This window comes from uncultured Brevundimonas sp., from assembly GCF_937863155.1.
Lineage (GTDB): Bacteria > Pseudomonadota > Alphaproteobacteria > Caulobacterales > Caulobacteraceae > Brevundimonas.
This window is the reverse complement of record NZ_CALMFB010000019.1, coordinates 1-13,127: the sequence shown is the minus strand read 5'-3', so window position 1 is coordinate 13,127 and position 13,127 is coordinate 1. Positions and strand designations below refer to the sequence as shown.

At 69.9% G+C, this 13,127-nt stretch carries 17 protein-coding genes; 16 read left to right on the top strand and 1 reads right to left on the bottom strand.

Going from position 1 to position 13,127, the window contains the following annotated elements; translation table 11 throughout:
* From Q0581_RS02875 to Q0581_RS02800, 16 genes are all read left to right on the top strand, one after another.
* Positions 1 to 105 (top strand): phage major capsid protein (locus Q0581_RS02875; protein ID WP_298697434.1); only part of this gene is annotated, 105 nt, incomplete at its 5' end.
* Positions 106 to 257: 152 nt separating this feature from the next.
* Entirely contained in the window at positions 258 to 524 is a 267-nt protein-coding gene (locus tag Q0581_RS02870) for a head-tail connector protein (protein ID WP_298697431.1), read from the top strand.
* Positions 521 to 850 carry a head-tail adaptor protein gene (locus Q0581_RS02865; protein WP_298697429.1) on the top strand — a complete coding sequence of 110 codons (330 nt, stop codon included), beginning with the start codon at positions 521 to 523 and terminating at the stop codon, positions 848 to 850. Before Q0581_RS02870 ends, Q0581_RS02865 begins: the two co-directional genes overlap by 4 nt.
* Positions 847 to 1,260 carry a DUF3168 domain-containing protein gene (locus tag Q0581_RS02860; RefSeq protein WP_298697427.1) on the top strand — a complete coding sequence of 138 codons (414 nt, stop codon included), beginning with the start codon at positions 847 to 849 and terminating at the stop codon, positions 1,258 to 1,260. The genes Q0581_RS02865 and Q0581_RS02860 overlap by 4 nt, the downstream gene beginning before the upstream one ends.
* 1 nt (position 1,261) lies before the next feature.
* Positions 1,262 to 1,681 (top strand): phage major tail protein, TP901-1 family, encoded by a 420-nt coding sequence (locus Q0581_RS02855; RefSeq protein ID WP_298697425.1) that lies wholly within the window; start codon positions 1,262 to 1,264, stop codon positions 1,679 to 1,681.
* Positions 1,678 to 1,959: a GTA-gp10 family protein gene (locus tag Q0581_RS02850; RefSeq protein WP_298697423.1), complete on the top strand. Its 282-nt coding sequence runs from the start codon at positions 1,678 to 1,680 to the stop codon at positions 1,957 to 1,959. The genes Q0581_RS02855 and Q0581_RS02850 overlap by 4 nt, the downstream gene beginning before the upstream one ends.
* 14 nt (positions 1,960 to 1,973) lie before the next feature.
* The gene (locus Q0581_RS02845) at positions 1,974 to 2,126 is read left to right on the top strand and encodes a phage tail assembly chaperone (protein ID WP_298697421.1); all 153 of its coding nucleotides are present in this window, start codon (positions 1,974 to 1,976) and stop codon (positions 2,124 to 2,126) included.
* On the top strand, positions 2,119 to 2,646 hold the full coding sequence (locus Q0581_RS02840; RefSeq protein ID WP_298697419.1) for a phage tail tape measure protein: 528 nt from the start codon (positions 2,119 to 2,121) through the stop codon (positions 2,644 to 2,646). Before Q0581_RS02845 ends, Q0581_RS02840 begins: the two co-directional genes overlap by 8 nt.
* 45 nt (positions 2,647 to 2,691) lie before the next feature.
* Positions 2,692 to 3,306 carry a DUF2460 domain-containing protein gene (locus Q0581_RS02835; protein WP_298697417.1) on the top strand — a complete coding sequence of 205 codons (615 nt, stop codon included), beginning with the start codon at positions 2,692 to 2,694 and terminating at the stop codon, positions 3,304 to 3,306.
* A gap of 3 nt (positions 3,307 to 3,309) precedes the next feature.
* Positions 3,310 to 3,966, top strand: a complete 657-nt coding sequence (locus Q0581_RS02830; protein ID WP_298697416.1) for a DUF2163 domain-containing protein — start codon at positions 3,310 to 3,312, stop codon at positions 3,964 to 3,966.
* Positions 3,963 to 4,415, top strand: coding sequence for a peptidase P60 (locus Q0581_RS02825; RefSeq protein WP_298697414.1), 453 nt, complete (start codon positions 3,963 to 3,965; stop codon positions 4,413 to 4,415). Before Q0581_RS02830 ends, Q0581_RS02825 begins: the two co-directional genes overlap by 4 nt.
* Positions 4,415 to 8,149 carry a glycoside hydrolase/phage tail family protein gene (locus Q0581_RS02820; protein WP_298697412.1) on the top strand — a complete coding sequence of 1,245 codons (3,735 nt, stop codon included), beginning with the start codon at positions 4,415 to 4,417 and terminating at the stop codon, positions 8,147 to 8,149. The genes Q0581_RS02825 and Q0581_RS02820 overlap by 1 nt, the downstream gene beginning before the upstream one ends.
* Positions 8,150 to 8,221: 72 nt before the next feature.
* A complete protein-coding gene (locus Q0581_RS02815; protein WP_298697410.1) occupies positions 8,222 to 9,124 on the top strand; it encodes a DnaJ C-terminal domain-containing protein in 903 nt (300 codons plus the stop codon).
* Positions 9,121 to 10,272, top strand: a complete 1,152-nt coding sequence (locus Q0581_RS02810) for a phosphoserine transaminase (RefSeq protein WP_298697433.1) — start codon at positions 9,121 to 9,123, stop codon at positions 10,270 to 10,272. Before Q0581_RS02815 ends, Q0581_RS02810 begins: the two co-directional genes overlap by 4 nt.
* A gap of 76 nt (positions 10,273 to 10,348) precedes the next feature.
* A complete protein-coding gene (locus tag Q0581_RS02805) occupies positions 10,349 to 11,650 on the top strand; it encodes an adenylosuccinate synthase (protein WP_298697408.1) in 1,302 nt (433 codons plus the stop codon).
* 69 nt (positions 11,651 to 11,719) lie between these two features.
* Positions 11,720 to 12,526 (top strand): response regulator, encoded by an 807-nt coding sequence (locus Q0581_RS02800; protein WP_298697406.1) that lies wholly within the window; start codon positions 11,720 to 11,722, stop codon positions 12,524 to 12,526.
* Between the two features lie 14 nt (positions 12,527 to 12,540).
* Here the strand turns inward: Q0581_RS02800 and Q0581_RS02795 are convergent.
* The coding region (locus Q0581_RS02795) for a sigma-70 family RNA polymerase sigma factor (protein ID WP_298697405.1) at positions 12,541 to 13,127 on the bottom strand (587 nt) is incomplete at its 5' end.

Genomic DNA, 13,127 nt, shown 5'->3' with positions numbered 1-13,127 from the left:
CCCTATTCGGCCAAGCCCTATGTGCTGTTCTACACCACCAAGCGCGTGGGCGGCGGGGTGCAGAATTTCGACGCCATCAAGGTGATGAAGTTCAGCGCGACCTAGTCGCGCTGAGTGGCGAGTGGTCAGTGGCGAGTGGCGAGTAAGGGCCGCTCGCCGCTGACGTCGGCGTGGACGGGCGAGAGGCGGGATGGGATTGGCGATCACTCGCCACTGACCACTCGCCACTCGTCACTATCGAGCAAAGCGAGACACCAATGACCGCACCCGTGACCCTCACGGAGGCGAAGCTGTTCCTGCGCGTCGAGCACGAGGCGGAGGATGGGCTGATCCAGACGTTGATCGACGCCGCCAGGGCGCGGGTGGAGGGGGAGGTGGGCTTGAGCCTGACCTCCACCTCGCCGGCGCCGCTGAGGCTGGCGATCCTGATGCTGACGCTCAGAGCCTATGAGCGGAACGAGGCCGAGATGTCGGTCGCGCCGGTCGAGGCCTGGGTGGCGCCCTATCGCGTGGTGCGGCTGTGAGCGGCGCCCGTGTGACGATGGGGACGATGCGGGTGTTGGCGCGGATCGAGCGGCCGGTTGAGACCGAGACCCCCTATGGCGGGCGCACCGTCACCTATGAACACCAGGGGATGGCGTGGCTGGCGTGCGGGGCGCGGCGACGGCGCGAACGCCGCGATGAAGGCCAGGCGGCGCGGGCGGTCGAGACGATGGCCGCGACCTGTCGCCCGGACGGGCGGATCGTCGAAGGGCGAGTGCTGCGCTTTGGCGGCGCCGACTGGACGGTGACGACGGTCGACCAGGCGGTGGCGGGGCAGATGAGCCTGGGGCTGGAGCGGGCGCGATGAAGGATCATGAGGGGGCGCTGCAGAAGGCGCTGATCGCCTGGCTGAAGGCGGACGTCGGATTGCAGGCGCTGCTGGGCGATCCGGCGCGGATATGGGATCAGCCGCCGGTCGATCCGGCGTGGCCGCATCTGACGGTGGGGCGGTCCGAAAGCCGGTCCGTGAACGCCGACGGGTGCGGGGTCGAGCATCGGATCGGCCTGACCTGCGTGTCGCGCTTTGGCGGGACCGAAGAGGCGCGGGCCGTGGCCGCCGCCGTGAGGGCGCGGCTGCATGAGGCGGTGCTGGAAGCCGATGGGGTGAAGACCGCGAACCTGCGCGTGACCTTCACCGATGTGTTCCGCGCGCCGGACCTGAAACGAACATACGCCGTCGTCCGCCTGAGGGCGGTGACGGAGGAAACGGAGGACTGACATGGCCGCACAAAAGGGCCGGGACATGCTGCTGAAGATCGGCGACGGGGGTTCGCCGGAAGCGTTCACAACGGTGGCGGGCCTGAGGGCGCGAACGATCTCGCTGAACGCCAAGACGGCGGATGTGACCGACGCAGACAGCGCCGGGCGCTGGCGCGAGCTGCTGGCCGGGGCGGGGGTCAAGTCGGCCTCGGTCTCGGGCCAGGGGGTGTTCCGCGACGCCACGTCGGACGCACGCATCCGCGAAGCCTTCTTCGCCCAGGAGACGCGGCGATGGCGGCTGACGGTGCCGGACTTCGGCGTGCTGGAGGGGCCGTTCTTGGTCTCGGCGCTGGAATATGCGGGCGAGCATGAGGGCGAGGCCAGTTTCGCCATGACCCTGTCCAGCGCCGGCGAGATCGGCTTCACGGCCACGACATGACGGTGAACGGCGCGCGCGGCGAGGTGATCGCCACCCTGGCGGGGGCGCCGCGACGGTTGTGCCTGACGCTGGGCGCCCTGGCCGAGATCGAGACGGCGTTGGGGTGCGAGGGGCTGGACGGCCTGGCGGAACGGATGCGGCGGTTGTCGGCGCGCGACCTGAAGGCGGTGCTGGGCGCCCTGTTGCGCGGCGGCGGCGAGACAGGGCTGGACGCCGGCGATGTGGAGCCGCGCGAGGCGGCCGAGGCGGTGGCCCTGGCGTTTGCGGCGGCGGTGTGACCTGGGCGGCGATGATGCGGACGGCGCTGGCGCTGGGGATCGCGCCGGACGCCTTCTGGCGGCTGTCGGTGCGCGAGTGGCGGATGCTGACGGCGGCGGATGCGGTGGCGGCGCCGATGGGGCGCGGCGACCTGGACAAGATGATGGAGGCCTGGCCCGATGACTGATGGATTTCGGCCGGACGGCCTGGACGGCGTGCCGCAGAAGGCGGCCGAGGCGGCGGCGGCGCTGGACGCCCTGAGAGAACCCGCCGAGCGGGCGGCCGAGGCGATCGAGAGCGCATTCGGCCGGGCGGGCGACAGTCTGACCCGGTCGCTGGTGCGGGCGGCGGCGGACGGGGAGGTGACCCTGGCCGCACTGGCGCGGGCGGTGCTGAACGCGGTGAACGCCGCGGCGGGCGCGCGCGGCGGCGGCCTGTCGTCGGCCATCGCCCAGGCCGTCGGCGGCCTGTTCGCCGGAACGCGGGCGGACGGCGGGCCGGTTATGGGGGGCGGCGCCTATCTGGTCGGGGAACGTGGGCCGGAGGTGTTCCGGCCGTCCTCCGCCGGGGTGATCGAGGCGGCGGGCGCGCCCGGCGTGACAGTGAATGTCACGGTCGAAGGTGGGACCGGCGCCCTGATGCGATCCGAAGCGCAGATCGCCCAGAGCCTGGCGCGGGCGGTGGCCCTGGGCGCCCGCCGGATGTGAGCCGCGCCGGACGGGCGCGGGCGATGAGACAGGATGGATGAGGACATGGCCTTTCATGAGGTGCGCCTGCCGGCGCGGCTGTCGTTCGGATCGACCGGCGGGGTCGAGCGCCGGACCGAGGTCGTGACCCTGGCGTCAGGATACGAGCGGCGATCCAGTCCGTGGGCCCAGGGGCGGCGGCGCTATCTGATCGGGGCGGGCCTGAGAGCGCTGGACGACATGGCGGAACTGACCGCCTTCTTCGAGGCGCGGCGCGGGCGGCTGTACGGGTTCCGGTTCCGCGACTTCGCCGACTTCAAGTCGTGCGCGCCCAGCGGGGCCATCGCGCCGACGGATCAGGCGCTGGGCGTCGGGGACGGGTCGCGGCGCGTCTTCCAACTGGTGAAACACAGCGGCGATCTGAGCCGGGCGATCACCAAGCCCGTGGCCGGTTCGGTGCGGGTGGCGGTGAACGGGGTCGAGGCTTCGGGCGGGTGGTCGGTGGACGCCAACAGCGGGAAGGTGACGTTTGCCGTCGCCCCAGCGCCGGGCGCCGCGGTGAGCGCCGGCTTCGCCTTCGACACGCCGGTGCGGTTCGATACGGACCGGATCGAGGTGACGCTGGAGACCTTTGGCGCCGGGCGGGTGGCGGCCGTTCCACTGATCGAGATCCGGGTCTGAGCCATGCGGATCATTCCAGAAACTCTGGCCGCCCGCATCGAGAGCGGTGCGGCGAGCCTGTGCCATGTGTGGCGGCTGAAACGCGCGGACGGGACGGTGATGGGGTTCACCGATCACGACCGGGATCTGACGGTTGATGGCGTCGTCTGCCGGGCCGGCAGCGGCTGGACCGTCGGGGCGATGGAGACGGGCCTGGGCGCGCAGGCCGGCACGGCGGCGGCGTCAGGCGGACTGGACGCCGACAGCGTGACGGAAGCGGACATCGGCGCGGGACTGTATGACGGAGCACAGGTCGAGCTGTGGCGCGTGGACTGGACCCTGCCGACGCTGAAGGTTCGGCTGTGGCGCGGGCGGATCGCGCGGCTGAGGCGCGAGGGCGAGGCCTTCACGGCCGAGCTGGAAGGGCCGGTGGCGGCGCTGGAGCGGGTGGTGGGCCGCACCTATGGCCGGCTGTGCGATGCGGTCCTGGGCGACGGCCGATGCGGCGTTGATGTGGCCGCCTTCCCGGGAAAACGCTGCGACAAGACCTGGGCGACCTGCGGGCGGGTGTTCGACAACGCCGCCAATTTCCAGGGCTTCCCGGACATTCCCGGCGATGACTATCTGACCGTCTATCCGGCGGAAGGCGTCCGTCACGACGGCCGGAGCCGGCGCGGATGAGGCCGGATGTCGTGAGCGCGGCGCGCGGCTGGCTGGGTACGCCCTATCGGCATCAGGCCAGCGACAAGGGCGTGGGGGCGGACTGCCTGGGCCTGGTGCGCGGCGTCTGGCGCGAGGTGATCGGGGCGGAGCCGGAAACGCCGCCGCCCTATCGACCCGACTGGGCCGAGGTGGGTGAGGTGGAAACCCTGCTGGAGGCCGCGCGACGCTGGTTGATTCCCAAGCCGGTCGAGGCGGCGGCGCCGGGCGATGTGGTCCTGTTTCGCATGACGCCGGAGGCGCCGGTGAAACACTGCGGCGTCATCAGCGCCGTGGACGGGCCGGAGTGGCGGATCATCCACGCCTATTGGGGGCGGGCGGTGGTCGAAAGCTGGATGGGACCGTGGTGGCGGCGCCGCTTGGCGGCGGTGTTCGCCTGGCCGGAACAGGCAGATAGGAAGGAAGACTGATGGCGCAGGTTGTTCTGGGCGGCGTGGGCGCGGCCCTGGGCGGCGGCGTCGGCCGGGTGATCGGATCGGCCCTGGGTCGGGTGGCGGATAACGCCCTGATCGGCGCCCTGTCGCCGGCGCGGCAGCGCGGGCCGCGGCTGGAGGGATTGCGGCTGCAGTCCACGGCGGACGGCGCGCCCATGGCCTTTGTAACCGGGCGCATGCGCGTGGCCGGTCAGGTGATCTGGGCGGCGAGGTTCCTGGAGCGGCGCCATGAGAGCGGCGGCGGCAAGGGCGGTCAGCGGACGGTTGAGGCGGCCTATTCGCTGAGCTTCGCCGTGGCCATCTGTGAAGGGCCGATCGATGCGGTGGAGCGCATCTGGGCCGACGGGCGGCCGATGGAGCTGAGCGGCGTATCCATGCGTGTCTATCATGGAGGGGCGGGTCAGACGCCTGATCCTCTGATCGAGGCGATCGAGGGGGCGGCGCCCGCCTATCGCGGCACGGCCTATGTGGTGTTCGAGGATTTGCCGCTGGGCGTCTATGGCAACCGACCGCCGCAGCTGAGCTTCGAGGTGCTGAAACGGTCCGAGGGCGATGGGCTGGAGGAAAAGCTGGAGGGGGTCTGTCTGATCCCCGGCGCCGGCGAGTTCGTGCTGGCGACCGATGCGGTGACCCGTCGTGAAGGGCTGACCCGCACCCGCAGCGAGAATGTCCACACAGGCGGCGGCAGTACGGACTTCCAGGTTTCGCTGGACCAGTTGATGACCCAGTGCCCGAACCTGAAGCGGGTCAGCCTGGTCGTCGGCTGGTTCGGCGACGATCTGAGGGCCGGCGAATGCCGGATCAGGCCGGGTGTCGAAAGCCGCGACAAGGTGGTCGAGGGCGCGACATGGGAGGTGGCGGGCCTGACGCGCGCCGACGCCCATCTGATCAGCCGGATCGAGGACGCCCCGGCCTATGGCGGCACGCCGTCGGACGACAGCGTGCGCCAGGCGGTGGCGGCGCTGAAGGGCCGGGGTCTTGAGGTGACGCTCTATCCCTTCGTCTTCATGGATATTGCGGCGGACAACGATCTGCCGGGGTCAGAGGACGAGGTCGGTCAGGCGGCCTATCCGTGGCGCGGACGGATCAGCGGCGAGGACGGACCGGAGGCGCAGGCGCAGGTGGATGCGATCTTCGGCGGCGCCGACGACTGGGGCCTGCGCCGGCTGGCGCTGCACTATGCGCAACTGGCGGTCGAGACGGAGGCGGACGGTCTGCTGATCGGGTCGGAAATGCGGGGCCTGACCACCACCCGCGACCAGGATGACGAGTTTCCGGCTGTCGACGCCCTGCGCGCCCTTGCCACGGAATGCCGCGCCATCGTGGGGGCGGAGATCAAGCTGTCCTATGCCGCCGACTGGTCAGAATATTTCGGGGTGCGTCGCGCGGACGGCGATGTGCGCTCTCACCTGGACTCCCTGTGGGCGGATGAGGCGATCGACTATGTCGGCATCGACTGGTACCCGCCGCTGACTGACTGGCGGTCTGGCGACGGCGGCGTGGACGGGATCGAATACGCCCATGCGGCGGATCGGGCCTATCTGGCCGATGGCGTGGCGGGCGGGCCGGGGTTCGACTGGTATTATGCCGATCCGGGCGACGAGGCGGCCCAGCTGCGCACCCCGATCATCGACACCGCGCATGGCGAGCACTGGCTGTTCCGCGCCAAGGATCTGATCGGCTGGTGGTCGAACAGCCACTATGACCGGCCCGGCGGCGTGCGGGCGGATGCGCCCACCGCCTGGTCGCCCGGCATGAAGCCCATCCGCCTGACCGAGTTCGGATGCGCCGCCGTGGATCGCGGCGGAAACGCCCCCAATCTGTTCTTCGATCCCAAGAGTTCGGAAAGCGCCCTGCCGCCCCATTCGACGGGCCAGCGCAGCGACATCATGCAGCGGCGGGCGCTGGAGGCGATTTTGGATCACTTCGCCGAGCCGGCGGGCAATCCTGTAGCCTCGGCCTATGTGGGGCGAATGGTCGAGGCGGCGGACGCCTGGTGCTGGGATGCGCGGCCCTATCCGGCGTTTCCGGCGCGCAAGGATGTCTGGGCCGATGCGCCGGCGTGGCGGACGGGTCACTGGCTGAACGGGCGGATGACCGGCGATGTCGTGGCCATGATCGCCGCCATCCTGAGGCGCGGCGGGCTGACGGACCAGGACTTCGTCATCGAGGGCGTGGACGGGGACGTCACCGGTTACGCCATCGATCGGCCGATGCGGACGCGCGATGCGCTGGAGCCGTTGCTGCGCGCCGTCGATGCTGTGATCGCCGAACGCGACGGCAAGGTGGCGGTGCTGGGCCGCGAGACCCAGACCGAGACGATCGCCTGGAGCGATCTGGCCCTGCCAGACGATCAGGCCGCGCCGATCCGCGCCGACCGCATCACCGAGGAGCGGCCCAGCAGCGTGCGGGTCCGCTATATCGACGCCCTGGCCGATCATCAGACGGCGTCGGTGGTCTTGCGGGCGGACGACGCGGGCGACGGCAGTGGGCTGGATGTGGATCTGCCGGTCGCGTGCAGCGCCGGTCAGGCGCGTCTGGCGGGGGCCGTCGCCCTGGGAGAAGGGGGCAATGGCGAAAGCCGGACTATCAGTCTGGCGCCGCGCAAGGCGATGATGCTGGAGCCGGGCGACATGCTGGCCCTGGTCGGAGAGGCCGGCGTCTGGCGCGTGGATCGTGTGGCGCTGGACGAGACGCCGCAGGCGGTGTTGCGGCGGCGGGTCACGCCGATGCTGGCGACCGGCGGCGTGGTCGATGCGCCCGCGCCGGATGCGGAAGAGCCGTTCGCCGCGCTTTTCCTGGCCATACTGGACCTGCCGCCCTTACCGGGACGGGAGACAGACGAGCGGCCCGTGGCCGCCGTTGCCTCGGACCCCTGGCGACGGGTCGATGTGCATGCGGGCGCCGACGAGACAGCGTTGAGGCGTCGTGGCGGCGCGACCCGTTCGGCCTCAGTGGGGCGGCTGATCGCGCCGTTGACGCCGGGGGTCAGCGGACGGTGGGACGAGATCAACAGCCTGACGGTGCAGTGGGAAGGGCCGGCGCCGCAGAGCATGAGCGCTGCAGCGGTGCTGGCCGGCGCCAACACTGTGGCCGTGCGGGCGGGCGACGGCTGGGAGCTGATCGCCTTTCGTCAGGCTCAGCCGATGGGCGGCGGCGCCTGGCGGCTGAGCGGCCTGTTGCGCGCGCTGCAAGGGACGGACCCGGAGATGCAGGCCGGCGCCGAGGCGGGTGCGATCGTGGTCGTGCTGGATCAGGCGCTGGTGCGGCTGGATCTGGGGCGTGAGGAACGTGGCCTGCCGCTGATGTTCCGCGCGGTCATGGCGGGGGCGCCGCCGGGCGGCCCGACCGCCGCGCGTCTGACCGCCAGCGTGCGCGGGGTGCATGATCGGCCATGGGCGCCCGTGCATCTGCGGGCCGAGACCAATGAGGACGGATTGACCCTGACCTGGACGCCGCGACGGCGGCTGTATGGCGATGCGTGGGACGCCGACCGAGGACTGGACCCGGACCTGCGGTTCCGGGTGCGTCTGATGGACGGGGTGACCATGCGCCGGGTGATCGAGGTCGAAGCGCCGATGCTGATCCATGGCCAGGCGTTGTTGGAGGCGGACTATCGCGACGGCCTGGGCGACGCCTGGGCCGAGGTCTGCGAATGGCGTCAGGCGTGGGGCTGGGGCGCGGCGGCGCGATGCGATCTGACGTCGTGAGGGCGCAACCCCTTCCGAAGGGGCGGGGCATGGCTTAACTGACGCTTCGACCCCTTGCGGAACGGAGCGACAGTGGCGGGCGATCCCTACAAGGAACTGGGCGTGGCGCGGAACGCCAGCGCGGACGAGGTCAAGAAGGCGTTCCGCAAGCTGGCCAAGGATCTGCACCCGGACAAGAATCCGGGCGACAAGGCCGCCGAGGACCGATTCAAGCGTGTCACCGCCGCCTTTGACGTGCTGGGCGACAAGGACAAGCGCGCCAAATACGACCGCGGCGAGATCGACGCCGACGGGCGCGAGCAGCATCGCGGCTTCGGCGGCGGCGCGGGAGGCGCGGGTTTCGGGGGCTTTGGCGGGGCCGGCGGCCCGGGCGGGCGGGCCAGTTTCGACAATATCGATCTGGACGAACTGTTCGGCATGTTCGGCGGGCAGGGGCGTCAGCGCGGGGCGCGCGACTTCACGCCCAAGGGCCAGGATGTGCGCGCGACCCTGGAGATCAGCCTGGAGGATTCCATCGCCGGGGCGACGCGGCGCATCCAGTTTTCGGACGGGCGTACGCTGGATGTGACCATCCCCAAGGGGGCGGGCGACGGCCAGGTGATCCGTCTGCGGGGCCAGGGGGCGCCGGGGCGACTGGGTCAGGCCGGCGATGCGCTGATCGAACTGAAGATCGCGGCGCATCCGCTGTATCGGCGCGAGGGGGCGGACCTGATCATGGACCTGCCGATCTCGGCGCCGGACGCCATACTGGGCGGCAAGGTGACGGTGCCGACACCGGAAGGGCGCGTGGCCATGACGGTGCCGCCGCGGTCAAACTCGGGCAAGATCCTCAGGCTGAAAGGCCGGGGGGGCTTCGAGGGCGGCAGGCGCGGCGATCTGCTGGCCAAGCTGGTGGTGACCCTGCCGGAACCGCCGGACGACGCCCTGGTGAAGTTCGCCGAAGAGTGGCGCGCCAAGCGGCCCTATACGCCATGATGGCCAAGCCCAATGTCAGGCCGCAACGGCCCTGGTTCAGCTCGGGGCCGACCGCCAAACGGCCGGGATGGTCGTCGCAGGCGCTGAATCACGACCTGCTGGGACGCGGAATCCGTGCGCCGGAAGTGGTGGCGCGGTTCGCCCATGGACTGACGCTGACGCGACAGGTGCTGGAGGTGCCGGATGACTGGGTGCTGGTCTATGCGCCCGGATCGGACACCGGGGCGGTCGAGGCGGCGCTGTGGTCCATGCTGGGCGCGCGGCCGGTGCAGGTGCTGGCCTTCGAGAATTTCGGCCTGCAATGGGTGTCGGACATCCGCGATCACCTGAAGCTGGAGCCCGAGGTGCTGGCGGCGCCCTGGGGTGGGTTGCCGGATCTGTCGGCCGTCGATCCGAAGAAGGATCTGGTGTTTCCGTGGAATGGAACGACCTCGGGCGTCTGCGTGCCGAGTGCGGATTTCATTGCGGCGGACCGAGAGGGGATCGTGATCTGCGACGCCACCTCGGCCGCCTTCGCCATGCCGATGGACTGGTCGCGGCTGGATGTGGTGACCTTCTCGTTCCAGAAGGCGTTGGGCGGAGAGGCGGGCCTGGGGGTCGCGGCCCTGTCGCCCCGCGCGGTGGCGCGGCTGGACGCCTATGAACCGCCGCGACCCGTGCCGAAGGTGTTGAGGCTGCGGGACGCCAAGGGGTTCGACCGGACGCTGGCGACCGGGTCGATGATCAACACCTTCTCGGTCTGGACGTTGGAAGACTGGATCGACGCCCTGGACTGGGCCAGCAGCGTCGGCGGCTTGTCGGCCCTGATCGCGCGGACGCAGGCGAATGCGGGCGCCCTGAACGCCTGGGTGGCGCGGACGAACTGGATCGACTGGCTGGCGGACGATCCCGCGACGCGCTCGACAACCTCGGTCTGTCTGAAGATCGTCGATCCGCGCGTTCTGGCCATGGACGAGGCCGGACGCCAGGCGCTGGTCAAGCGGATGAAGGCGCTGCTGGAGGCCGAGGGCGCCGCCTTCGATGTGGAGAGCCACCGGAATGCGCCGGCGGGCCTGCGGGTCTGGTGCGGTTGCACGGTCGAGACGGCGGACATCGAGGCGCTGACGCCCTGGTTGGACTGGGCGTTCCAGACGGCGATGGCGGAATAAATCGCCGGCTTTTAGGGGACACCGGACGATTCCCCGGCTATAGGCTGCGCCCGCATTCAGCTTGCGGAGACGGGTCTTGGCGAACGTGGCGGTGGTCGGCGCTCAGTGGGGCGACGAGGGCAAGGGCAAGATCGTCGACTGGCTGTCGAACCGGGCCGATATGGTGGTGCGGTTCCAGGGCGGCCATAACGCCGGGCACACGCTGGTGGTCGGCAATCAGGTCTATAAGCTGGCGCTGTTGCCGTCGGGGGTGGTGCAGGGCAAGCCGTCGGTGATCGGCAATGGGGTGGTGATCGACCCCTGGCACCTGGTGCGCGAGATCGACACCATTCAGGCGCAGGGCGTGCAGATCACGCCGGATGTGCTGATGATCGCCGAGAACGCCTGTCTGATCCTGCCGATTCACCCGGCGCTGGACGTGGCGCGCGAGGCGGCGGCCAGCGCGCCGGGCGCCCGCATCGGCACGACGGGGCGCGGCATCGGCCCCGCTTATGAAGACAAGGTGGGACGTCGGGCGATCCGGGTGTGCGACCTGGCGGACGCCGACGACCTGAAGACCAAGATCGAGCGGCTGCGGGCCCACCATGATCCCTTACGCGCCGGCCTGGGTCTGGACCCGATCGAGCCGGAGGCGCTGCTGGCGCAACTGCTGGAAATTGCGCCCAAGATCCTGCCGTTCGTGCAACCGGCCTGGCGGGTTCTGGACCAGGCGACGCGCGAGGGACGGCGTGTGCTGTTCGAAGGGGCGCAGGGCGCCTTCCTGGATGTGGACCACGGCACCTATCCCTATGTGACCAGTTCCAACACCGTGGCCGGACAGGCGGCGGCGGGATCGGGCCTGGGGCCGCGCGGGGTCGGCTATGTGCTGGGGATCGTGAAGGCCTATACGACCCGCGTGGGCGAAGGCCCGTTCGCCTGCGAACTGCATGACGAGATCGGCGAGCATCTGGCGACCGTGGGCCGCGAGGTCGGCGTGAACACCGGCCGCGCCCGGCGGTGCGGCTGGTTCGACGCCGTTCTGGTGCGTCAGTCGGTGGCCATCAATGGGATCGACGGGATCGCCCTGACCAAGCTGGACGTACTGGACGGGCTGAAGACGCTGAAGCTGTGCGTCGGCTATCGCATCGGCGATCAGGTTCTGGATTATCTGCCGTCCAGCCTGAAGGCCCAGGCGGCGGCGGAGCCCGTGTTCGAGGAGATGGAAGGCTGGAGCGAAAGCACCGCCGGGGCGCGCAGTTTCAAGGATCTGCCGGCCAATGCGGTGAAATATGTGCGGCGGATCGAGGAGTTGATCGACGCGCCGGTCGCCCTGCTGTCGACCAGCCCCCAGCGGGACGACACCATATTGATGCGCGATCCGTTCCAGGGGCGCGGGTGAAAACGGCCCGCGTTCAACGGGTTTTAACCGGCGTGGTCTAGCGATGGCGGTTCAGAGGAGCCGTTTCGCTTGTTTACCCTGGATCAGAAGATCGTCCACCGCCTGGAGCCGGGTCTGCGCCGCGTGATCGTGGCCGATCCGAACGCCGCCTCTTCGCGGTTGCTCGCCGATATCGTCAAGAGCTTGGGCGCGCGCGAAGTCTTTGTGGAATGCGACGAACAGCGGGTCATGGACCTGGCGCGCGAAGTCGAACCGGGCCTGATCATCACCGAACGCACGGGGCCGCGCCTGGATGGCGAGGCGTTGGCCAAACGGGTGCGCCGTTCAACGATGAGCTGCCGCATGGCGCCGATCATCATGGTGACGGCCGAAGCGACGGCCAGCACCATCAAGGGCGCCCGCGACGCGGGGGTGCACGAGTTCCTGCGCAAACCCTTCACCTCGACGGATCTGTTCCGGCGGGTCGAGAATGTGCTGCTGAAACCGCGCGACTGGGTCGAGGCGGTGGCCTACGTCGGGCCGGACCGGCGGCGGTTCAACTCGGGCGAATACGCCGGGCCGCGCAAGCGCAAGGCCGACGCCCCCAAGACGGCGGCCGAGACGTTGCTGGCGGCCAAGGATCAGGCGTTGCGAATTCTGGCCTCGGCCCTGGCGCAGTTCGACACCGATCCGACCCAGGCCGTGCGCGCTGTGCGTCAGCAGGCCGAGACGCTGAAGACGCTGGCGCTGAAGACGTCGGATGCGCGGCTGGCCTTGGCGGCCGGATCTCTGGAGACGTGTGTGGCGACCGGCCGGGCCAGCAAGAATGATCTGGCCGGGCCGATCAACGCCCTGTTGGCGATCAGCGCACCTACACCCGACACCCAGGCCGGGTAGTCGGCCGACGCCGATCAGGCGTCGACCAGATTGCGTTCCTCGGCCGCGGCGCGCATGGCCTTTTGCAGTTTCTCGAAGGCGCGAACCTCGATCTGGCGCACGCGCTCGCGGCTGACGCCATACTGACCGGCCAGCTCTTCCAGGGTGACGGGATCGTCCTTGAGGCGGCGCTCGGTCAGGATGTGCTTTTCGCGGTCGGTCAGTTCCTCCATGGCCTCTTGCAGCAGGCTCATGCGGATCGACTTTTCCTCGGTCTCGGCCAGATGGGTTTCCTGAGACACGGCGGTGTCGTCGGCCAGCCAGTCCTGCCACTCGCTTTCGCCATCGGCGCGCAAGGGGGCGTTCAGCGACGCGTCGCCGCCCAGGCGCCGGTTCATGTCGGTGACTTCCTGTTCCGACACGCCCAGCTTGGTGGCGATGGCCGACAGGTGTTCCGGGTGCAGGTCGCCTTCCTCGAAGGCCGAGATCTGGCTCTTGGCCTTGCGCAGGTTGAAGAACAGCTTCTTCTGGGCCGCCGTGGTGCCCATTTTGACCAGCGACCAGCTGCGCAGGATGTATTCCTGGATCGAGGCGCGGATCCACCACATGGCGTAGGTCGCCA